Source organism: Ideonella benzenivorans (assembly GCF_020387415.1).
GTDB classification, from domain to species: Bacteria; Pseudomonadota; Gammaproteobacteria; order Burkholderiales; family Burkholderiaceae_C; genus Ideonella; species Ideonella benzenivorans.
In genome coordinates, this window is record NZ_JAGWCB010000006.1 from 312,829 (window position 1) to 334,346 (window position 21,518).

The 21,518-nt window shown below is 71.1% G+C and carries 19 protein-coding genes; 8 read left to right on the plus strand and 11 right to left on the minus strand.

What is annotated here, in order from left to right:
- Nucleotides 1–16 precede the first annotated feature (16 nt).
- Genes KGA65_RS02310 through KGA65_RS02320 form a run of 3 tightly spaced genes read right to left on the minus strand, consistent with a single transcriptional unit; the run spans nt 17 to nt 1,937 of the window.
- Nucleotides 17–664 (minus strand): MotA/TolQ/ExbB proton channel family protein, encoded by a 648-nt coding sequence (locus KGA65_RS02310; RefSeq protein WP_225861522.1) that lies wholly within the window; start codon nt 662–664, stop codon nt 17–19.
- Between the two features lie 5 nt (nt 665–669).
- Entirely contained in the window at nt 670–1,485 is an 816-nt protein-coding gene (gene dapB / locus KGA65_RS02315) for a 4-hydroxy-tetrahydrodipicolinate reductase (protein ID WP_225861523.1), read from the minus strand.
- Entirely contained in the window at nt 1,482–1,937 is a 456-nt protein-coding gene (locus KGA65_RS02320; RefSeq protein ID WP_225861524.1) for an outer membrane protein assembly factor BamE, read from the minus strand. Before KGA65_RS02320 ends, dapB begins: the two co-directional genes overlap by 4 nt.
- Before the next feature lie 220 nt (nt 1,938–2,157).
- Between KGA65_RS02320 and fur the strand changes: the two genes are divergently transcribed.
- Nucleotides 2,158–2,637, plus strand: coding sequence for a ferric iron uptake transcriptional regulator (gene fur, locus KGA65_RS02325; RefSeq protein WP_225861525.1), 480 nt, complete (start codon nt 2,158–2,160; stop codon nt 2,635–2,637).
- Here fur and hprK read toward each other — a convergent pair.
- From hprK to hpf, 3 genes are all read right to left on the minus strand, one after another.
- Entirely contained in the window at nt 2,591–3,550 is a 960-nt protein-coding gene (gene hprK / locus KGA65_RS02330) for an HPr(Ser) kinase/phosphatase (protein WP_225861526.1), read from the minus strand. The genes fur and hprK overlap by 47 nt on opposite strands.
- A gap of 19 nt (nt 3,551–3,569) precedes the next feature.
- On the minus strand, nt 3,570–4,040 hold the full coding sequence (locus KGA65_RS02335) for a PTS sugar transporter subunit IIA (RefSeq protein ID WP_225861527.1): 471 nt from the start codon (nt 4,038–4,040) through the stop codon (nt 3,570–3,572).
- A 237-nt stretch (nt 4,041–4,277) separates the two neighbouring features.
- Nucleotides 4,278–4,619, minus strand: a complete 342-nt coding sequence (hpf, locus tag KGA65_RS02340; RefSeq protein WP_225861528.1) for a ribosome hibernation-promoting factor, HPF/YfiA family — start codon at nt 4,617–4,619, stop codon at nt 4,278–4,280.
- A gap of 444 nt (nt 4,620–5,063) precedes the next feature.
- Between hpf and corA the strand changes: the two genes are divergently transcribed.
- The 3 genes from corA (at nt 5,064) to KGA65_RS02355 (ending at nt 7,937) form a co-directional block, all read left to right on the plus strand.
- Nucleotides 5,064–6,038, plus strand: a complete 975-nt coding sequence (gene corA, locus KGA65_RS02345) for a magnesium/cobalt transporter CorA (protein ID WP_225861529.1) — start codon at nt 5,064–5,066, stop codon at nt 6,036–6,038.
- Nucleotides 6,035–6,745, plus strand: a complete 711-nt coding sequence (locus KGA65_RS02350) for an HAD family hydrolase (RefSeq protein ID WP_225861530.1) — start codon at nt 6,035–6,037, stop codon at nt 6,743–6,745. The genes corA and KGA65_RS02350 overlap by 4 nt, the downstream gene beginning before the upstream one ends.
- 325 nt (nt 6,746–7,070) lie before the next feature.
- Nucleotides 7,071–7,937 carry a ferritin family protein gene (locus KGA65_RS02355; protein WP_225861531.1) on the plus strand — a complete coding sequence of 289 codons (867 nt, stop codon included), beginning with the start codon at nt 7,071–7,073 and terminating at the stop codon, nt 7,935–7,937.
- Nucleotides 7,938–7,946: 9 nt separating this feature from the next.
- Here the strand turns inward: KGA65_RS02355 and KGA65_RS02360 are convergent, their stop codons facing one another.
- From KGA65_RS02360 to glnE, 3 genes are read right to left on the minus strand one after another with little or no spacing between them, the layout of a single operon-like run.
- Entirely contained in the window at nt 7,947–8,861 is a 915-nt protein-coding gene (locus KGA65_RS02360; RefSeq protein WP_225861532.1) for a DMT family transporter, read from the minus strand.
- Entirely contained in the window at nt 8,858–9,484 is a 627-nt protein-coding gene (gene rrtA, locus KGA65_RS02365; protein WP_225861533.1) for a rhombosortase, read from the minus strand. Before rrtA ends, KGA65_RS02360 begins: the two co-directional genes overlap by 4 nt.
- Before the next feature lie 12 nt (nt 9,485–9,496).
- Nucleotides 9,497–12,229 carry a bifunctional [glutamate--ammonia ligase]-adenylyl-L-tyrosine phosphorylase/[glutamate--ammonia-ligase] adenylyltransferase gene (glnE, locus tag KGA65_RS02370; protein WP_375142598.1) on the minus strand — a complete coding sequence of 911 codons (2,733 nt, stop codon included), beginning with the start codon at nt 12,227–12,229 and terminating at the stop codon, nt 9,497–9,499.
- 205 nt (nt 12,230–12,434) lie between these two features.
- Between glnE and KGA65_RS02375 the strand changes: the two genes are divergently transcribed.
- Both KGA65_RS02375 and KGA65_RS02380 read left to right on the plus strand, forming a co-directional pair.
- Nucleotides 12,435–16,433 carry a YhdP family protein gene (locus tag KGA65_RS02375; protein ID WP_225861677.1) on the plus strand — a complete coding sequence of 1,333 codons (3,999 nt, stop codon included), beginning with the start codon at nt 12,435–12,437 and terminating at the stop codon, nt 16,431–16,433.
- A gap of 32 nt (nt 16,434–16,465) precedes the next feature.
- Nucleotides 16,466–17,272, plus strand: coding sequence for a carbon-nitrogen hydrolase family protein (locus tag KGA65_RS02380; protein ID WP_225861535.1), 807 nt, complete (start codon nt 16,466–16,468; stop codon nt 17,270–17,272).
- Between the two features lie 18 nt (nt 17,273–17,290).
- On the opposite strand, the gene ocd is transcribed toward KGA65_RS02380, so the two are convergent.
- Entirely contained in the window at nt 17,291–18,364 is a 1,074-nt protein-coding gene (gene ocd / locus KGA65_RS02385; protein WP_225861536.1) for an ornithine cyclodeaminase, read from the minus strand.
- Nucleotides 18,365–18,495: 131 nt separating this feature from the next.
- Here ocd and KGA65_RS02390 point away from each other — a divergent pair, with 131 nt between their 5' ends.
- Together KGA65_RS02390 and KGA65_RS02395 are read left to right on the plus strand one after the other, a co-directional pair.
- Nucleotides 18,496–18,918, plus strand: a complete 423-nt coding sequence (locus tag KGA65_RS02390) for an Lrp/AsnC family transcriptional regulator (protein ID WP_225861537.1) — start codon at nt 18,496–18,498, stop codon at nt 18,916–18,918.
- An 11-nt stretch (nt 18,919–18,929) separates the two neighbouring features.
- Nucleotides 18,930–20,516 carry an amidase gene (locus KGA65_RS02395; protein ID WP_225861538.1) on the plus strand — a complete coding sequence of 529 codons (1,587 nt, stop codon included), beginning with the start codon at nt 18,930–18,932 and terminating at the stop codon, nt 20,514–20,516.
- Here the strand turns inward: KGA65_RS02395 and KGA65_RS02400 are convergent.
- Nucleotides 20,491–21,504 (minus strand): AEC family transporter, encoded by a 1,014-nt coding sequence (locus KGA65_RS02400; protein WP_225861539.1) that lies wholly within the window; start codon nt 21,502–21,504, stop codon nt 20,491–20,493. The two genes, KGA65_RS02395 and KGA65_RS02400, sit on opposite strands and share 26 nt — an antisense overlap.
- Nucleotides 21,505–21,518 lie beyond the last annotated feature (14 nt).

Below are 21,518 nucleotides of genomic sequence, written 5' to 3' on the forward strand. Positions count from 1 at the left end.
TCTGCCGCCGCGGGGCTCAGGCCTGGCGCTGGGCCAGCTGCAGCAGGTCCTGCGCGAAGCCTTCCAGTTCCGCTTCGCACTGGCCCAGCCACTTGCTGAACAGGTTGTAGGCCAGCACCGCGGGGATGGCCACAGCCAGGCCCGAGGCGGTCATGATCAGGCTCTCGCCCACCGGGCCGGCCACCTTGTCGATGGACAGCGCGCCGGCGTCCGAGATGCCCAGCAGTGCGTGGTAGATGCCCCAGACGGTGCCGAACAGGCCGATGAAGGGCGAGGTGGCGCCGACCGAGGCCAGGAAGACCTGGCCGGTCTGCAGCCGGCCCAGCGTGGCCTGCAGGGCGTCGCGCAGGCGGCGCGTGAGCTGAGCCTCGGTGCTGGCGGCGGCTTCCAGCGTGCCGTGGGTCACGGGCTGGGCGGCGGCCACGGCCAGCGGCAGCAGCACCTGCTCGCGGTCGAGCTGGCGCAGGCGGTCCTGCCCGGCGCTCAGGTCGCTGGCCTGCCAGAAGGCGTGGCTGCTGGGGGCCAGGCCACGCAGCGCGCGCCGCAGCAGCCAGCCCTTCCACAGGATCACCACCCAGGTGCCGATCGACATGGCCAGCAGCAGCAGGGCCACGCTGCGGCCCACGGCATCGCTCTGGGACCAGAAATCCTGCAGCCCGTTCATGGTGGTCAGAGACCCAGCACGTCGTTCATCGTGAACAGGCCATTGGACTGTCCGGCCAGGTAGCGCGCGGCGCGCAGGCTGCCCTGGGCATAGGTGACGCGGCTGCTGCTCTTGTGGGTGATCTCGATGCGCTCGCCGATGCCGGCGTACAGCACGGTGTGGTCGCCCACGATGTCACCGCCGCGGATGGTGGCGAAGCCGATCGTCGAGGGATCGCGCTCGCCGGTCACGCCCTGGCGGCCGTAGACGGCGCAGCGGCGCAGATCGCGGCCCAGCGCGTTGGCCACCACCTCGCCCATCGCCAGCGCGGTGCCGCTGGGGGCATCGACCTTGTGGCGGTGGTGGGCTTCGATGATCTCGATGTCATAGCCCTCGTTGAGTGCGCGCGAGGCCATGTCCAGCAGGCGCATCACCACGTTCACGCCCACGCTCATGTTGGGCGACATCACGATCGCGATGTCCTTGGCGGCTTCGGCGATCTCGGCCTTCTGCACTTCGGAAAAGCCGGTGGTGCCGATGACCATCTTGACACCGGCCTGGCGGCAGGCGGCCAGGTGGGCCACCGTGCCCTCGGGGCGGGTGAAGTCGATCAGCACGTCGGCCTGCGACAGGCCCTGGGCCAGGTCGTCGGTGATGGCCACGCCGCTGGACACGCCCAGCCAGGCGGTGGCGTCCAGGCCGATGGTGGGGCTGCCTGCGCGGTCCAGCGCGCCGGCCAGCACGCAGTCGGGGGCGGCCTGCACGGCTTCGATCAGCATGCGGCCCATGCGGCCGCTCGCACCGGCAATCGCGATGCGCAGGGAAGGGGAGGCGGAATTCACGGGTTCTCCAGCGGGGGGTAGCTGCGCTTGGCGCCCTGGGGCTGGGCCTCGGTGGGCTCGGGGGCCTTGGGCACGGGCAGCGCGGCGCGCTCTTCATCCGTCAGCATCAGCTTGCGCTCGGGCAGGGGCTCGGCGCGCTGGCGGGTGATGGACGCGACGAATTCGTCTTCGGAGGGCAGTTCCGGCGCGTCGATGGACTTCACCGAGTCTCCGTCGAACCAGATCACGACCGAGCGCTTCTGCGGCTCGGTGCCCTGGCGCTTGATCGTGAAGACGTAGTCCCAGCGGTCGGCGTGGAAGGGGTCGGCCAGCAGCGGTGAGCCGAGGGCGTCGCGCACGTCGGTGCGGGAGCTGCCGGGGTGGATGCGGGCCAGCATTTCCCGGGTGACCACATTGCCCTGCACGACCTCCACCTTGTAGGGCGTGATCACGCTGGTGATGCCTTCGCTCATGGTGCGGGAGATCAGGGTGCAGCCACCCAGCAGGCCTGCGGCCAGTGGCAAGGCGAGTGCGACAATCCGAGGAGACAAGGGCATACGGCGGGCCGCTCTGCGCGGCGGGGCAGCGGCACGGGGCCGGAAACACCCCCATCGTTCGTGGAAACGGTGGGGCTGGCTATGATGCGCCGATTCTAGCGGTCCCGCCGGCGCTGTTCCCGGGCCAGGAGACACCATGACCAGCCATGTAGACGAATTGAAGAACAGTGGCCTGAAGGCCACGCTGCCGCGCATCCGCATCCTCGAGATCTTCCAGAAGGCGCAGCAGCGCCACATGACGGCCGAAGACGTGTTCAAGGCCCTGCTGGCCGAGGGGTCCGACATCGGTCTGGCCACGGTCTACCGGGTGCTGATGCAGTTCGAGCAGGCGGGCATCCTGGAGCGCAGTCATTTCGAGTCCGGCAAGGCGGTGTTCGAGCTCAACGAGGGGCAGCACCACGACCATCTGGTGTGCCTGACCTGCGGTCGGGTCGAGGAGTTCTACGACGCTGCGATCGAGGCCCGCCAGCGCGCGATCGCCGAAGAACACGGCTTCGCGCTGCAGGACCATGCGCTGGCGCTTTATGCCACCTGCGTCAAGCCGCAGTGCGAACACCGTGCCACGGTGGTCAAGACTCCGCCGACGAGTTCATGGCCGCCTGGTGACGGGCAATGAATTCCTTGTAGGTGTCGATGCCGCGCAGCTGCAGGATGGCGTTGCGCACGGCCGCCTCCACCAGCACGGCCAGGTTGCGGCCGGCATCCACCGCGATCACCGCCTTCTGCACCGGCACGCCCAGGATGGTTTCGTGCAGCGGCTCGTAGGGCAGGCGCTCGAAGTCGCGCTCCAGCGTCTCCTTGCGCACCAGGTGGACGATCAGCTTGAGCCGCATCTTGCGGCGCACGGCGGTCTCGCCAAAGATGGCCTTGATGTCCAGCAGGCCGATGCCACGCACCTCCAGCAGGTTCATCAGCAGCTCGGGGCAGCGGCCTTCCAGCGTGTTCTGTGCGATGCGGTAGAGGTCCACCGCGTCGTCGGCCACCAGGCCGTGGCCGCGTGAGATCAGCTCCAGCCCCAGTTCGCTCTTGCCCAGGCCGGATTCACCGGTCAGCAGCACGCCCAGGCCCAGGATGTCCATGAACACGCCGTGGCGGGTGGTGCGCTCGGCCAGGTGCTGGGTGAGCGAGCTGCGCACCACGTCGATCACGTAGCCGGCCGGCTGGTCGGTGACGAACAGCGGGATCTCGGCCCGGTCGCACAAGGCCACCAGCCGGTCGGGCGGGTGCTGGCCGTCGGCGACGATGATGACCGGCGGTTCCAGCGTGACGATGCGCTGGATGCGGCGCTCGATCACGTCGGCCGCCATGTTCGCGGTGAGGTAGGCGACCTCGCGCTTGCCCACCAGCTGCACCCGGTAGGGGTGGATGTAGTTCAGGTAGCCGACCAGGTCGGCAGCCGACTGCGCCTCGCGCATGGCCGCTTCATCGAAGCGGCGTTCCGGATGGGCATGGCCGGCAATCCACTCCCAGCGCAGCGTGGGCTGGTGTTCCTCGAACAGCGCCTCGGCGCTGATGGAGAGGGCCTTCATGGGCCGCGCCGGGTCGGGCTCAAGCGACCGACTTCAGCGGTTCCCAGCGCTGGATCAGCTCGTGCACGGTGGCAGCGTCCGGCGCGGTCTTGAGCTTCTCGCGCATCTCGCGGTCGGACAGCAGCTCGGCGATTTCCGAGAGGATCTCCAGGTGGCGCTGCGTCGCGGCTTCCGGCACCAGCAGGAAGATCAGCAGGCTGACGGGTTCCTCGTCCGGGGCGTCGAAGGGGATGGGCTGCTCGACGCGGATCACCGCGGCCAGCGGGTTCTTCAGGCCCTTGACGCGGCCATGCGGCACGGCCACGCCGTGGCCCAGGCCGGTGGAGCCCAGGCGTTCACGGGCGAACAGGTTGTCCGTCACGGTGGCGCGGGCAATGGCGTGCTGGTTCTCGAACAGCAGGCCGGCGTGTTCGAACGCGCGCTTTTTGCTGGTGGCTTCCACACCCACCAACACGTTGGCGGCAGGCAGGATGGCGGCAAGGCGGTTCATGGGCAAATCTCCGGCAACTGAATGAGACTCGGGCGGTCGGGCCGACCCCTGCGTGCCCGGATCCTGGAACTGATCTGCACGCGTAAGGGAGCGGATTATAGAAATCGGCGGCCGGTGCGGTGACTTGAGAACGCGCGAGAACCCCGAACGGTTGGCCTGGGTGCTGCATTGCAGCAACAGAAGCCCCAAAACAAAGCGGCCCCTGAGGGCCGCCGGGTCAGGGATCTTTCGTTTGCGTCACGTCAGGCTGGCGGCCTGACGGCGGACCGGTTCGTGATGGTATTCACGGATGCGTTCCTTGTGACGGCAGACTTGCCGGTCCAGCTTGTCGACCAACTGGTCGATCGCGGCATACAGGTCCTCGTGGGACTGTTCCACGAAAATATCCCTGCCCTTGATGTGGAGCGTGATCTCAGCCTTCTGGCGTCGCGCCTTTTCCTTCAGGTTCTCCACCATCAGCAGCACGTTGACGTCGACGACTTGGTCGAAATGGCGCGTGATGCGATCCAGCTTGGTGCGCACGTATTCGCGCAGGGCCGGGGTGACCTCCAGGTGATGTCCGCTGATCGTCAGGTTCATCGAGGACTCCTTTCTCAGGACAGGTGACAGAAGCAGGACGTTTCGCCCTGCGTGGCCGATGACGCCTCGATGACGCCATCGGTTGGAATCAGTGTGCCCATCGGGCCATGCTTTGACAAGAATGGTCAGGCAGGGAAACCCCGGTTAGACTTTCCGTTTGGCGTGCACAACCGCACAGCTGAACGAGAGGTCTGGCACGGGTCCACTGTCCACCCACAGACCTGTTTCCGCGTTGCCGGTTCCGTGCCTTGCGTTTCTTGAAAGAAGAGCATCTTTTGGACACACCTCACCCTCGGTGACCGTCCGCTCCAGCAGCCCACTGGCGCTTGCCGCGCCCGGAGTGCAGGCCGGGGCGAGACGGTCTGACCCCCGCCCCCTCGCCTGCCTGTTCACATGCGCATGCCCCTCCCGTCGTGAGGGGCGTGTCGATGCTGGAAGTACCCGATGCTCAATGTCTTCACCCTCGACAAGGGCCGCCTGAGTGGCCGCCTGCTGCAAGAGGAAATCGATTCCGCGGCCGGCCTGGCCCAGGTGCAGCCGATCTGGGTCGACCTGGAAGATCCGACCGCCGAGGAGATCGGCTGGATCGCCGGCCGTTTCGGCCTGCACATCCCCGGCAACATCGTCGACGATGACCTGGAGGAGTCGGCCCGCTTCTACGAGGAAGACAACGGCGAGCTGCACATCCGCTCGGACTTCCTGATCGACGACGATGTCACCCCGCGCAACGTGCGGGTGGCCTTCATCCTCTACAACAACGTGCTGTTCTCGGTGCACTCCGAGGACCTGCCGGTGTTTCGCCTGCTGCGCCTGCGCGCGCGCCGCATCCCGGCCCTGATCGAGGACGCCAAGGACGTGCTGCTCAAGCTCTACGACGCCGACGCGGAATACTCCGCCGACGCGCTGGAGGGCATCTACGACGCGCTGGAGCAGGTCTCGGCGCGGGTGCTCAAGCACGAGGTGGATGACGCCGCTGCCGGCGAGGCGCTGACCGCCATCGCCAAGGAGGAGGACTTGAACGGCCGCATCCGCCGCAACGTGATGGACACCCGCCGGGCGGTCAGCTTCATGATGCGCAGCCGCATGCTGCATGCCGAGCAGTTCGAGGAGGCGCGCCAGATCCTGCGCGACATCGACTCGCTGGACAGCCACACGGCCTTCCTGTTCGACAAGATCAACTTCCTGATGGACGCCACGGTCGGCTTCATCAACATTAACCAGAACAAGATCATCAAGATCTTCTCGGTGGCCTCGGTGGCCCTGCTGCCGCCCACGCTGATCGCCAGCATCTACGGCATGAACTTCCAGCACATGCCCGAGCTCAGCCAGACCTGGGGCTATCCCTTCGCCTTGGCGCTGATGGTGGCGTCGGTGGCGGCGCCGCTGATCTATTTCCGGCGCAAGGGCTGGATGCGGTGAGTCTGACCCGTCGCCCGCGGGCGCTCACGCTGGACTTGGACGACACGCTCTGGCCGGTCTGGCCGGCCATCGAGCGGGCCGAGGCGGTCCTGCATGCGTGGCTGAGGGACCATGCCCCGGCCACCGCCGCGGCCTTCGACACGCCGGCCTTGCGCGCGGTGCGCGAACAGGTCGGGCGCGAGCACCCGGAGCGGGCGCACGACCTCAGCTGGCTGCGCCAGACCAGCATCGCCCGGGCCCTGGCCCAGTGTGGGGACGACCCCGTGCTGGCGGAGCCCGCGTTCGCCCTCTTCATGGACCACCGGCAGCGGGTCGAGCTCTACCCGGACGTGCCGGCGGCCCTGGCCCGGCTCTCGGCCGCCTTTCCGGTGCTGGCGCTGACCAATGGCAATGCGGATGTGGCGCGCATCGGTCTGGGGGCCCATTTCGTGGGCACCCTGGGCGCGCGGACCTTCGGCCTGGGCAAGCCCCATCCGGCCTTCTTCCAGGCCGCCTGCGCGCAGCTGGGCTGTGCGCCGCACGAGGTGCTGCACATCGGGGACGACTGGGCGCTGGACATTGAGGGGGCGCATGCCGCCGGCCTGCCCAGCGTCTGGGTCCGTCGCCGGCCCGAGCTGACCGTGCCGGCCCCGACGGCGGCGCAACCCTGGCGCATCGTGGCGGATCTGCAGGCCCTGGCCGACGCACTGGACGCGCTGCCGGACTGAGCCCGGCGGCAGGAAGCGAAGGGGGAGGCGCGGGCGGAAAAGAAGAAGCCGCGCAGCGACCGGGAGTGCAACAGGGAGGGAGGAGGAGAGGCACTCCCGGCATCGACCGGAAAACTCCGGCGGCTGCGCGGCTCAAAGAAGACGGCCCCGGGCACCACTGCGCCGAGACCGGGGTGGGCGCCGAAGCGCCACAACCCAACCCACGCTCTGTCAGAACCGCGGTTCAAGGGAAAGTTCCACGGCTTTTGATTTCCGTCTGTAAAGAGGGCATGAGACACTGCGCGGTCTTTTTCTGATCTGCATCAACGCCAAGGAGCCGAGCCCGATGTTGTTCCCCGAACTGTTCAAGCAACTGGAAGCCGTTCGCTGGAACATGGACAAAGACATTCCCTGGGACCGTTTCGATGCCAGTCTGCTGAGCGAGGAGCAGGCCCAGACCATCAAGATGAACGCCATCACCGAGTGGGCGGCACTGCCGGCCACCGAGATGTTCCTGCGCGACAACCGGGACGATTCGGACTTCTCCGCGTTCATGAGCATCTGGTTCTTCGAGGAGCAGAAGCATTCGCTGGTGCTGATGGAGTACCTGCGCCGTTTCCGTCCCGACCTGGTGCCCACCGAGGAAGAGCTGCACGAGGTGCGCTTCGAGTTCGACCCGGCCCCGGCGCTGGAGACGCTGATGCTGCACTTCTGCGGCGAGATCCGGCTGAACCACTGGTACCGCCGCGCCGCCGAATGGCACACCGAGCCGGTGATCAAGGCCATCTACGAGACCCTGTCCAAGGACGAAGCCCGGCACGGCGGCGCCTACCTGCGCTACATGAAGCGCGCGATGAACAAGTTCGGCGACGAGGCCCGCGCCGCCTTCGCCAAGGTGGGCGTGCTGATGGCCAGCGCCCGGCGCACGGCCCAGGCCCTGCACCCGACCAACCTGCACGTCAACGAGAAGCTGTTCCCGCGCGACACCGTGCAGAGCCGCCTGCCCGACCCGGCGTGGCTGGAACGCTGGCTGGACACCCAGATCCAGTTCGACGCCGTCTGGGAGAGCAAGGTGGTCGAGCGCATCCTGCACAACATGAGCCTGTTGATGGAGCGCAGCTTCGCCTCCGTGCAGGAGCTCAACCGCTTCCGCAAGGAACTGACCCAGCGCCTGGCCGCCGCAGCCCCGGCCGGCACCGTCAAGCCGGCCTGAGCGGCAGCTTCAGTCCGCCGCCGCCGCCCGCGGCGCCGGGCTGGGCCGGCTCACCAGCGCGATGCCGGCTGCCACCGCCGCCAGCGCCAGCAGGATGCGCGGTGTGGCCGGCTCGCCCAGCAGCAGCACCCCGGCCAGCAGGCCGAACACCGGCGTGAGCAGCGTGAAGGCCGAGATCTTGGTGGCCGGGTAGTGGCGCATCAGCCAGAACCACAGCAGGTAGCTGGCGAAGGTCACGATCACCGTCTGAAAGCCGAAGGCGGCCCAGGACAGCGGCTGGATGTGGGCCGGCCAGGGCTCTCCCGCCAACCGGGAGGCCGCCAGCAGAGCCACGGCCGAGACGGCCAGCTGGCTCATCAGCGTCTGTTCCGCCGGGGCGTGGGACAGCGTGCTGGCCCGGATGGCCAGCGTGGTGCTGCCCCACAGCACCGCGCCCAGCACGCCCATCGCATCGCCCAGCCACTGCTGTGGGTGGCCGTGGCCACCGTCGGTGAAGGCGCCGGCCACGCCGGCAAAGGCCAGCAGCAGTCCGGCCATTTGCACCCGTCCCAGCCGCTCGCCGGGCGCGATCAGCGGCATGCCCAGCGCGACGACGAAGGGCGACAGGTAGACGAACACCACCATGCGCGAGGCCGTGGTGAACTGCAGCCCGCTGAAGTAGATGCCGAACTCGCCGGCGAACAGCAGGCCGGTCAGCAGGCTGGGGCCCCAGGTGGCCCGCGTCGGGGCCAGCGCAATGCCGCGCCAGCGGGCCCAGGCCAGCAGCAGCAGCGCCGCCCCCAGCGAGCGCAGGCCGGCCTGCGCCAGCGGCGGGAAATCATGCAGCGCCAGTTTGACGGCGGCCTGGTTCAGGCCCCAGACGGCGGTGCAGCCCAGCAGGCACAGCACCGCCAGGCGGTCGAGGTGAAGGTGTCGTTCGGTCATTCGGCAACAGGGGGAGGGCGCCGGGGGCGGCGCAGCAGCGCCGCGCCGCACAGCCAGCCGGCCATGGCGCCGCTCACATGGGCCAGCGGCGCAAGGGGGAAGTCCCAGCCGGCCACCGCATGGGCGGGGCCGGTCCAGGCCTGTTCGCTCATCAGCTTGAGCAGCAGGCCGGCGGCCAGCGCCAGGCCCAGTCGCTTGTCACGCGCCGGGCCCTGCAGCAGCCAGATGTCCAGCACCGCGATGCCGGCGTGCAACACGCCAGAGAGCCCGCCGTAGTGGGCCAGCGCGGGCTGCAGCAGCAGGCCCAGCTGGGTCAGCGGCCAGGCCAGGGCCCAGGCCAGCGTGGCGCGCGGGCCCAGGCCGGCCCGCCAGCCCAGCCAGGCCAGCAGGCCGCAGCCGACCAGGTTCATCCGCAGGTGCTGCGGGCTCCAGTGGGCGCCGGCGGCGGTCCACCAGCGCCAGGGCTGCTGAAAGGCCAGCGTGGGCTGCCAGTCCCAGCGCGGGTCGGGCCAGGCGGGGCTGCCGGCCTGCAGCCCCAGCGCGAGCAGCGCCAGCCCGGCCGCGAACAGCGGCCAGGCCAGAGCGGCGGGGCGGGCCAGATGCCGGCGGTGGCGCAGGCGCACGGGGCCGCCGGCTCAGGCGCCGAACACGGCCTGCCACAGGGCCTGCACGGCAGCGCGCTCGGTGGCCAGCTGCTCGGGCGGGAACTGGGTCGGCTGCTCGTCCAGCCGGGCCCGGTGCTGGGCGCGGCGCAGCTCGCGGTAGGCATCGGCTGCCGCATGGCCCACGCCGGCCGGCAGCAGGCCGGCTGCTTCGGCACGCTGCAGCAGCGCGATGTTGCCGGCGTTGTCCTGCAACTCGGGGTGCTGGCCGCTGTGCGCCAACACCAGGTACTGCACGCAGAACTCCACGTCCATCATGCCGCCCGTGCTCTGCTTGACGTCGAACAGCCCGCCGCGCTCCGGATGGGCCGCGTGCACCTTCTGGCGCATCGCGGTGACCTCCTGCTGCAGCGCCTGCGGGTCGCGCGGGGCGCTGATCACGGCGCGCCGCGTGGCCTCGAAGCGCTCGGCCAGGTGGCGGCTGCCGGCGCACCAGCGGGCCCGGGTGATGGCCTGGTGTTCCCAGGTCCAGGCGGTGTTGCTGCCGCGGCCGCGCTGGTATTTGTCAAAGGCGGCGATCGAGGTCACCAGCAAGCCGGCGCCGCCATTGGGGCGCAGCGCGGTGTCGATCTCGAACAGCTCGCCCGCGGCGGTGCGCAGCGTCAGCCAGGCGATCAGCTTGCGCACGAAGGCGGCGTAGACCTCCTGCGCCCGGTCGGTGTCGGGCTCGGCATCGTCGTCGTAGAGGAAGACCACGTCCAGGTCGCTGCCGTAGCCCAGCTCCAGCCCGCCCAGCTTGCCGTAGGCGATCACCGCGAACTGCGGCTCGTCGCGATGGCGTTGCTTCAGGTGGGCCCAGGCCCAGCGGATGCAGCAGTCGACGATGGCGTCGGCCAGGGCCGAGAGATCGTCGCTGGCCTGTTCGATCGTGATGCGCTGCTCCACGTCGCGCACCAGGGTGCGGAAGGTCTCCGCGTGGTGGGCGCGGCGCAGCGTGTCCAGCAGCTCGCCCTCGTCGGCCTCGCCGGCGCGCACCCAGGCGGTGTGGCGCTCGTCCAGGTCGGCGGTGAAGGCGGCGCGGTCGAAGCGCTCGGCGATCTGGCGCTCGTCGGCCAGCTCGTCGATCACCGCCGGGTGCTGCATCAGGTAGCGCATCGGCCAGCGGGCCAGGCCCAGCAGGCGCAGCAGACGCTGGTGCACCGCCGGCCGCTCCACCAGCAGGGCCAGGTAGCTTTCGCGCCGCAGCAGCGGCTCCAGCCAGTCGACGAAGCGTTCGGCCGCCTGCAGGCTGCAATCGCCCTGGGCCACGCGGTGGGCGGCGCGCAGCACCAGCTTGCCCAGGCGCAGCTTGCTGTCCTCGCGCAAGGCCTGCACCCGCGGGCTGGCGGCCAGCGCCTTCACCCGCGGCAGCAGTTCGGGCGGCAGCTTCTCCCACAGCCGTTCACTGTCGATCGGCAGCGGGGCGCCGCAGCCCTTGCCGCGGCAGGTGCCGCCGCCCTGGCCGTCGTGCAGCAGGGCGTCGAATTCGGTGGCCACCAGCTCGCGCACCTCGCACAGCCGGTCCAGCAGCTCGCAGGCGTCGGCGTTGCAGGCCAGGTTCAGGCTGCCGGCAATCCAGCCCAGATCGGTGTCCGCAGTGGGCAGCAAGTGGGTCTGCTGGTCGTCCAGGTACTGGATGCGGTGCTCCACCTGGCGCAGGAAGACGTAGGCGTCGGCCAGCGCCTGGGCGGTCAGCGGCTTCATCAGCCCGCCGGCGGCCAGCTTCTGCAGGCCCTTGAGCGTGGCGCGGGTGCGGATCTCCGGGTACTGCCCGCCGCGCACCACCTGCAGCAGCTGGACGATGAATTCGATTTCGCGGATGCCGCCGCGCGAGAGCTTGACGTCGTTGGCCCGCTCGGGCCGGCCGGCGGCGCGGCGCTGGGCCTCTTCGCGGATCTTGCGGTGCAGCTGGCGCAGGCCCTCGAAGACGCCGTAGTCCAGGTACTTGCGGTAGACGAAGGGGGTGACCAGGGCGCGCAGGGCCAGTGGCCGGCCGCTGGCGACGCTGGCCAGCGGGGCGACGACCCGGCTCTTGAGCCAGGCGAAACGCTCCCATTCGCGGCCCTGGACGAAGAAATACTCCTCCAGCATGCCCAGGCTGACCGCCGGCGGGCCGGAGTTGCCGTTGGGGCGCAGCGCCAGGTCGACGCGGAAGACGAAGCCGTCCTCGGTCACATCGCCGATCAGCGCGTAGAGCTTCTTGGCGACCAGCGCGAAGTACTCGTGCGCGGTCACCGGCAGTGGGCCGTCGGTCTCGCCCTCGTCCTCGTAGACGTAGATCAGGTCGATGTCGGAGGAGACATTGAGCTCGCGGGCGCCCAGCTTGCCCATGCCGACGATCCAGAAGTCGATCGGCTCGCCGCGCTCGGTGCGCGGGCTGCCGTGGCGCGCATCGGCCTCGAGGCGGGCCTGGGTCAGGGCGCGCTCCAGTGTGGCCTCGGCCAGCGCGGTCATGGTCAGCGTGACATCGGCCAGCGCTGCGTGCTGCTCCACATCCAGCACCACCAGGCGCTCCACCACCAACTGCCGGGCCACCCGCAGGGCCGACACCAGCGGCCGGCCATCGGCCTCAAGCCGGGCGATCAGGGCCAGGATGGTGGCGCGGTCCGGCACCCCCGGTGGGAGCAGGCTGAGTTCGTCCGGGTAGCGGCGGCGGATGCGTTGTACGAAACGGCTGTGGCTTGCCTGCGCCCGGCAAGGGGGCGTCACCGGTTGTAAACCTTCCATCACGCGCGTCCATCCGGTGTGCTAGATTGCCAACGCGACGGGCGTGCAACCACGTTGCGGAGCACCGTTCCGTCCAGGGGGGGTGCGGTGCACGCCGAGACGCCGTCCCATGCCGTTGATGCCCCCAGAATCCGAGCGAGTGCCCAAGCCTCGCCGTCCTTTGCTCGTATCCCTGTCACGCGGTGCCTTCCGTGCGCTGTCGCTGATGCTGATCAGCGCGTGGAGCTTATTGCTTTTGGGATGGCTGACCCTGCACTGGGGGATTCTGCCGCACATCGCCCAGTGGCGTCCGGAGATCGAGCAGCAGGCCTCGCGGGCCCTGGGGGTGCCGGTCCGGCTCGGGGGCATCCGCGCCGGCTCGTCGCGCTGGGTGCCGGCGCTGGAGCTGCGCGACGTCGTGCTGCTGGACCCCCAAGGCCGCGAGGCCCTGCGCCTGCCGCGGGTCAACGCGGCGCTGTCGCTGCGTTCGCTGCTGAGCTGGTCGCTGCGGCTCTCGCAGATCCACATCGACGGCGCGCGGCTCGACATCCGCCGCGATCCGCAAGGCCGCCTGTTCATCGGCGGGCTGGACCTGAGCCGGCCGGCCGGCGCGGACGACCACCGGGTGGCCGACTGGTTCTTCGCCCAGCCCGAATTCGTGATCCGCAATGGCCAGCTGCGCTGGCTGGACGAGCAGCGCGCCGCGCCACCGTTGGTGTTGACGCAGGTGGATCTGGTGGTGCGCAACGGCCTGCGCCGCCACGAACTGCGGCTGGACGCCACCCCGCCGGCCGACTGGGGCCAGCGCTTCAGCCTGCGCGGGCGCTTTGCCCAGCCGCTGCTGGCGCGCGCGGGGGACTGGCAGCGCTGGTCCGGCACCGCCTATGCCGACCTGCCGCGGGCCGATGTGGACACCCTCAACCGCTACGTCGCGCTGCCCTTCGACCTGAAGGCCGGGCTGGGCGGCTTGCGGCTGTGGCTGGATGTGGACCATGGCGACTGGCGCGGCGGCACGCTGGACATGGCGCTGGACGAGGTCCGGCTGGCCCTGGGGCGCGGCCTGGAGCCGCTGGCGCTGAGCCGGCTGCACGGCCGGCTGCAGCTGCAACGCCAGCGCGACGGCGTGCAGCTGAGCGCCAGCGGGCTGGGTTTCGTGACCGACGACGGCCAGGTCTGGCCGGCCGGCGCCTTCTCGCTGCGCTGGCAGCAGGACCAGCAGCGCGGTGCCGCCGCAGGGGCCTCCTGGCCCGAGGCGCCGGTGATCGGCGGCGAGTTCAGCGCCGACCGACTCGACCTGGCGGTGATGGCCCACATCGCCGAGCGTCTGCCGCTGCCCGCCGGCCTGCGCCAGGGCCTGGCACGCACCCAGCCCGAAGGCGTCGTGCAAGCCTTGCAGGCGCGCTGGAGCGGCCCGCTGGACCACCCGGACCACTACCGCGTGCAGGCCCGGGCCACCGGCCTGTCACTGCAGCCCGGCGAGGTGGACCCGGCCCATCCCGCCGAACCCGCCCGGCCGGGCTGGCGCGGGGCCGAGCTGACGGTGGATGCGAACGAGTCCGGCGGCGAGGGCCAGCTGTCGGTGCACCAGGGCGCGCTGAGCTTCCCGGGCGTGTTCGAGCAAGCCGAGGTGCCGATGGACCGGTTGTCGGCCAGGCTGGTGTGGCAGCTCCGGCAGAGCACCGCCGGCCAGCCGTCCGCCATCGAGCTGCTGGTGCGCGATGTCCGCTTCGCCAACCCCGACCTGCAGGGCGAGCTGCAGGCCCGCTGGCGCACCGGGGCCCAGCCCGGGACGGGCAGCGGCAAGCGCTTTCCCGGCTGGCTGGATCTGAGCGGGCGCATCGCCCAGGTGGCGGCGCCCCGGGTGGTGCGTTACCTGCCGCTGGGGGTGGGCCCGGAGGCGCGCGACTATGTGCGCGCCGCGGTGCTGGCCGGCCAGGTCCGGCAGTTGCAGTTCAAGACCCGGGGCGACCTCTGGGACTTCCCTTATCCGCAGGCCGGCAGCGGCGAGTTCCACATCGGCGCCCAGCTGCAGGACGTGACACTGGCCTATGTGCCGCCGGACCAGGCGGGGGCCGCGCCGGCCTGGCCGGCCTTCGAGCAGCTGCGCGGCGAGCTGCTGTTCGACCGCGACCGCATGCGCATCCGCAACGCCCAGGCCCGCGTCTATGGGCTGACGCTGCAGGGCATCAACGGCGAGATCGCCGACCTGATCCAGCACCCGGTGCTGACGATTGGCGGCATGGTGCGTGGCCCGCTGGCCGACGGGCTGCGCTACGTCGCCAACTCGCCGGTGGACGGCCTGATCGACGGCGCGCTGCGCCAGGCCAGCGCCGCCGGGCCGATGGACCTGACGCTGGCCCTGGCCATTCCGCTGGAGCACACCGAGAAGACGACGGTGAAGGGCCAGCTGGCGCTGACCGGCAACGACGTGCGCATGGCGCCCGACCTGCCGCTGCTCGGCCGCACGCGCGGCACCATCGCCTTCAGCGACACCAGCTTCAGCCTGACCGGTGCCACCGCCCGGGTGCTGGGCGGCGAGACCACGCTGGCGGGCAGCCTGCAGAGCGATGGCAGCCTGCGCTTCCAGAGCCAGGGCGTGGCCACCGCGGAGGGGCTGCGCCAGGCGCCGGAGCTGGGCGCCGTGTCCCGTCTGGCTGCGCAGCTGAGCGGCCAGGCCCCGTACCGGCTGGCGCTGGACGTGCGGCACGGTCAGACCGAGATGCTGCTGACCAGCCCGCTGACCGGCCTGGCCAGCCGGCTGCCGGCCCCGTTGGCCAAGCCGGCCGAGGCGGCCCTGCCATTGCGCTACCAGACGACCTTGAACGACAGCACCGCGGGCGCACCGCTGCGCGACACGCTGCGGGTGGCCCTGGGTGATCTGGTCGTGGCGGAATACCAGCGCGACCTGTCCGGCCCGCAGCCCCAGGTGCTGCGCGGTGCCGTCGGGGTGGGGGCCCCGTTGCCGGCCGCGGCGCCCGGCAGCGTGCAGGCCGCGCTGCAGCTGGGCGACGTGGACCTGGACGCCTGGCATGCGCTGGGCCGCAGCCTGGAGAGTGTCGCCACCACCACCGCCGCCTCGGGGCACCTGGACTACCAACCCACCGACCTGAGCGTCCGCGCCCGCACGCTGCACCTGGATGGGCGTCGGCTCGACCAGGTGCAGGCGCAGGTGCAGCGCCGCAGCCAGGCCGATGGCCTGCACTGGCTGGCCGAGCTGGGCGCGCAACAGGTGCAGGGCCGGGTCGACTACCGGCCGGCCCAGGCCGGTGCGCCCCAGTCCGGGCGGCTGGTGGCGCGGCTGGGCCGGCTGGTGGTGCCCGCGGCCGAGGTCGAGCAGGTCGACAGCCTGCTCGACCAGGCTGGGGACAGCGTGCCCGCGCTGGACATCGTGGTCGACGACTTCGTCTTCAAGGGCCGGCCGCTGGGCAAGCTGGAGGTGCTGGCCAACTACCGCGGCAGTGATGGGCAGGAGTGGCGGCTGTCCCGGCTGGCGATGAGCGGGCCCGATGCCCGCCTGACCGGCAGCGGGCAATGGCTGCCCGGGCCGCGCCGGCGCATGGCGCTGGACTTCAAGCTCGAGGTGCAGGATGGCGGCAACCTGTTGGAACACCTGGGCCTGGGCCGGCAGCTCAAGGGCGCCAAGGGCGAGGTGACCGGCCAGCTGGCCTGGAACGGCTCGCCGCTGTCGCCCGACTGGTCGGGCATGACCGGGCACATGCAGCTGGCGCTGGACAAGGGCCAGTTCCTCAAGATCAACCCGGGGGCCGGCCGCCTGCTGGGCGTGCTCAGCCTGCAGGCCCTGCCGCGCCGCTTTCTGCTCGACTTCCGGGACCTGTTCGACGCCGGCTTTGCCTTTGACAACGTCAGTGCCGACGTGCAGCTCTCCGACGGCATCGCGCGCACCAACAACCTGCGCATCCGCGGCGTGCAGGCGGTGGTGCTGATGGACGGCCAGACCGATCTGCGCCACGAGACCCAGGATCTGCGCATGGTGGTGGTGCCCGAGATCAGCGCGGGCACCGCCTCGCTGGCCTATGCGGCGATCAACCCGGTGATCGGCCTGGGGGCCTTCCTGGCCCAGTTTCTGCTGAGCAAGCCGCTGGCCGAGGCCGGCACGCGCGAATTCCGTGTCGGCGGCACCTGGGACGATCCCACCGTGGTGCCGGTGCCGCGCCGCGAGGCCGAGGGCGCCGCCCCGGCGGCTTCAAAACCCCACGGCGGCTGACGCCCGGGCGGCGGGCGCTATGCTCGGCGACCATGAAGATTGCTGCCCTGCAAATGGTCTCCACGCCCGACGTGGACCGCAACCTGGCCACCGCCGCCCGCCTGGTGGGCGAGGCCGCCCATGCGGGTGCCCGCCTGGTGGCCCTGCCCGAGTATTTCTGCCTGATGGGCCGGCGCGACGAAGACAAGCTCGCCATCGCCGAGGCCGATGGCCAGGGCCCGATCCAGGACGCGCTGTCCGCCCTGGCCCGCCAGCACGGCCTGTGGCTGATCGGTGGCACGCTGCCGATCCGCGCCGCCACGCCCGGCCGGGTGCGCAACGCCTGCTGCGCCTGGGGGCCGGACGGCACCCGCGTGGCCCGCTACGACAAGATCCACCTGTTCTCCTTCGACAACGGCCGCGAGGCCTATGACGAGGCGCGGGTGCTGGAGGCGGGTGACACGCCGGTGGCTTTTGAGGCCGATGGCCACCGCATCGGCCTGTCGGTCTGCTACGACCTGCGCTTTCCGGAGCTGTACCGGGCGCTGATGACCCCGCCCTGCGACCTGCTGGTCGTGCCGGCGGCCTTCACCTACACCACCGGCCAGGCCCACTGGGAGCTGCTGCTGCGCGCCCGGGCGGTGGAGAACCAGTGCCATGTGCTGGCCATCGGCCAAGGCGGCCTGCACGAGAACGGCCGCCGCACCTGGGGCCACAGCATGGTCGTCGACCCCTGGGGCGAGGTGATGGCGATGCAGGCCGAGGGCGAGGGCGTGGTGCTGGGCGAGCTGTCCCGCCTGCGGCGCGACGCCGTGCGCACCCAGCTGCCCGCGCTGCGCCACCGCACGCTGGCCTGCTGAGCGCGGTTCGCGGCGGGTTCAGGCCACCCGGCGCAGCCGCGTCGGGCCGGTGGCGGCGCGGCCCAGCGTGCCGCCGAACAGGTCCTTCGGGTCGTCCAGCGCCGGCACCAGATCGATCTGGCGCACGCCGTACTGCCGCGCCTGCAGCAGTTCGTGCAAGAGGCGCAGTGCGGAGAAGTCCTCCAGCGCAAAGCCCACCGAGTCGAACAGCGTGACCTGCGCCGGCCGTTCGCGGCCCGGCGCCTGGCCGCGCACCACGTCGGCAAAGGCGGTGACCGGGAAGTCGGCCGGCAGTTGCTGGATCTCGCCCTCCAGCCGGGTCTGCGGTTCGTACTCGACGAAGACCTTCACATCCGGTCGCAGCAGGATGTCGCGCGCCAGCTCGGTCTTGCCCGGGCAGTCGCCGCCCACCGCGTTCAGGTGCATGCCCGGGCGGACCATCTCCGGCGTCAGCACCACGGCCCGGCGCTTGTCGGCCGTCACCGTGGTCACGATGTCGGCCCCCTCGACCGCTTCGGCCGCGGAAGCGCAGACCTGCAGCTGCAAGTCGGCCAGCCCGGGCAGGCCGCGCAGGTTCTGCACCAGCTTGGCGGTGGCGCGCGGGTCGGTGTCAAAGAGGCGCAGCACCCGCACGCCAGTCAGGCGGTGGAAGGCCAGGGCCTGAAACTCGCTCTGCGCGCCGTTGCCGATCAGGGCCATCACCCGGCTGTCGGGCCGCGCCAGGTGGCGGGCCGCCAGGGCCGACATCGCGGCGGTGCGCAGCGCGGTGGTCACCGTCAGCTCCGACAGCAGCAGCGGGTAGCCGGTGGCCACCTCGGCCAGCACGCCGAAGGCGGTCACCGTCAACAGGCCGGCGGCCGTGTTCTTCGGGTGGCCGTTGACATACTTGAAACCGTAGAGCGCGCCGTCGCTGGCGGGCATCAGCTCGATCACGCCCTGGGCCGAGTGGCTGGCCACCCGGGCCGACTTCTCGAACTGGTCCCAGCGCCGGTAGTCGTCCTCGAGGGTGTCGGCCAGCCGGGCCAGGAAGTCGGCGGCACCGATCTCGCGCACCAGGGTCTGGATGTCGGACACGCCGATGTAGTTCACCATGGGAATCTCCTTGTTGGTCGATTCTGCGGACCGGCCCGGCCAGAGTGAAGCCAGCATCCTGGCGGATTGCGCAGCAGGTTTGCGCAAACTGACGCGCAGAATTGGCGATGTGTTCAATCGAGAGGCAGGACATGGACGACATCGACCGGGCCTTGATCGCCCTGCTGCGCGACAACGCCCGCACGCCGGTGGCCGCCCTGGCCAAGACGCTGGGGGTGGCGCGCGGCACGGTGCAGAACCGCCTCGCCCGGCTGGAGGCGGACGGCACCCTGACCGGCTACACGGTGCGCCTGAAGCCCCAGACCGACAGCCAGCGCATCGCCGCCTGGATGACCATCGCGGTGGAGGGCAACCGGGCCGACGCGGTGCTGCGTGCGCTGCGCGGCGACCCGGCGGTGGCCACCCTGCACACGACCAACGGCCGCTGGGACATCGTGGCCGAGCTGCGCGCCGACAGCCTGGAGGCCTTCGACCGGGTGCTGGGCCGCATCCGCCAGATCGAGGGCATCGCCCACACCGAGACCAGCCTGCTGCTGTCCACCCACAAACTCTGATGGAGCGCCCCATGCAACGCCGCACCCTGTTGTTGTCTTCCGCCTCTTCCCTGGGCCTGGCCGCGGCCGGCACCGTCCAGGCCGGCGCGTGGGGCACGTCACCCCCAGCCGGCGGTGCCACCGCCACCGCACTGGCCGCCCAACTGGCCGCCGGCCGGTTGCGCAGTGAGGACCTGGTGCGGGACAGCCTGCAGCGCATCAAGGCCATCGACCGGCAGGGGCCGCAGCTTCACAGCGTCATCGAGCTGAACCCCGAGGCGCTGGACATCGCCCGCGCGCTGGATGCCGAGCGGGCCCGCAACCGGCTGCATGGCCCGCTGCACGGCCTGCCGGTGCTGCTCAAGGACAACATCGCCACCGGCGACCGCATGAGCACCAGCGCGGGCTCGCTGGCGCTGGACGGCGTGCGGGCCACACGCGACGCCCACCTGGTGCAGCGCCTGCGCGCGGCCGGCGCCGTCATCCTGGGCAAGACCAACCTCAGCGAGTGGGCCAACATCCGCTCGACCCGCGCCACCAGCGGCTGGAGCGGCCGCGGTGGCCTGACCCGCAACCCTTATGCGCTGGACCGCAACACCAGTGGCTCCAGCGCGGGCACGGCCGCCGCCCTCGCCGCCGAGCTGGCGCCCCTGGGCGTGGGCACCGAGACCGATGGCTCCATCGTCTCGCCGGCCTCGATCTGCGGCCTGGTGGGCTTGAAGCCGACGGTGGGCCGCATCAGCCGCGACGGCATCATCCCCATCTCGCACACGCAGGACACGGCCGGCCCCATGACCCGCAGCGTGGCCGACGCGGCCCTGCTCTACAAAGTGCTGGCGGGGCGTGACCCGGCCGATGCCGCCACCGAGCGGGCGCCCGCGTCGCAGGCGGGTGACGGCCAGTTCCGGCCCCAGGCCCTGCGCGGCGCCCGCCTGGGCGTGGCGCGGACCTACTTCACCGGCTTCGACGAGGCCGATGCGCTGATCGACCGGATGATCACGGTGCTCCAGGCCCAGGGCGCCGAGGTGATCGACCCGGTGGACCTGCCGCCCACCACGCCCTACAACGATGCCGAGCTGGACGTGATGCTCTACGAGCTCAAGCACGACCTGGCGGCCTGGCTGGCCAGCTTCGCGCCGCAGGCGCCGGTGAAGAACCTGGCCGACGTGATCGCCTTCAACCAGGCGCACCGCGCGCAGGAGATGCCCTGGTTCGGCCAGGAGCTGTTCGAGCGGGCCCAGGCCCTGGGCGGCCTGGACACGCCGGCCTACCGTGCGGCGCTGGCGCTGTGCGGCCGGCTGGCGCGTGAGGAGGGGCTGGACAAGGTGTTCCGCGCCCACCGCCTGGATGCGCTGGTGGCGCCCACCGGCGGTCTGGCCTGGCTGACCGACCCGATCGCCGGCGACCATGCGCTGGCCGGCTTCTCGACCCCTGCGGCGGTGGCCGGCTATCCGCACCTGACGGTGCCGGCCGGCCTGGTGCGCGGCCTGCCGCTGGGGCTGTCGTTTGTCGGCCCGGCCTGGAGCGAGTGGACGCTGCTCAGCCTGGGCCTGCACTTCGAGCAGGTGACCCAGGCCCGTCAGCCGCCCCGCTTCACCCCCCGGACGGTGCCGCTGTGACCAGCCAGCGCGCCAGCAGGCTGAAGCTGGCGAAGGCCAGCAGCGTGCTGGCCAGGATGATGCGGGCCACCCGCGCGGTGTCGGCGCCGTAGCGTTCGGTCAGCAGGGCCACGTTGCTGGCGCTGGGCAGGGCGGCGGTCAGGGTCAGGGCCAGCAGGGCCGCGTCGTCCAGCGGCAGGCCAGCGGCCTGCAGCGCCCGACCACCGCCCCAGACCAGCGCCGGGTGCAGCAGCAGCTTGAGCAGCACCTCCGGCAGCACCGGCAGAAAGGGCGCCAGCACCCGCTGCGCGCGGTGCCAGCCTGGCGGCTCGCCATGGGCGCCGGTGTGCGGGGTGGACCGCCACAGCACCGCGCCAATCGTGAACAGCGCCACCGGGCTGGCGGCGTCGGCCAGCAGGTTCACCACCGCGGTGACCGGGCCGGGCAGCGACCACCCCAGGCCGCCCAGCAGCGCGCCCAGCCCGATGGCCCAGGGCAGCGGGTTGGAGAGCGCGCCCCGCAGCGACCGCAGCGCCGCCGCGCGGGCATCGCCGCCATGCCCGCCCAGCGCCTGGGACAGGGCCACACAGACCGAGCTGGTGACGATCATGTCGGCCAGCACGGTGCAGATGATGGGCCCGGCGGCGGCCGGCCCGAGCAGCGCCACCAGCAGTGGCACGCCCATGAAGCCGCTGTTGGGAAAGGCCGCCACCAGCGCGCCGAAGGCAGCGTCCGCGCCGGGCACACCGCGGGCGCGGGCCAGCGCCACCGCCACGGCCACCACCCCCAGGCCCACCCCCAGGTACAGGCCCAGCACGACCGGGTCGAACAGCGTGGCCAGCGGGGTGCGCCAGCCAAAGCGCAGCAGCATGGCCGGCAGCGCGAAGTACAGCACGAAGCTGTTGAGCCCCGGCACCGCGCTGACCGGCAGCCAGCGCCGCCGCGCGGCCCACCAGCCCAGCAGAATCAGTGCGAAGAACGGGGCGGTGATGGACAGGATGGCGTTCACGACCGGCGCAGTAT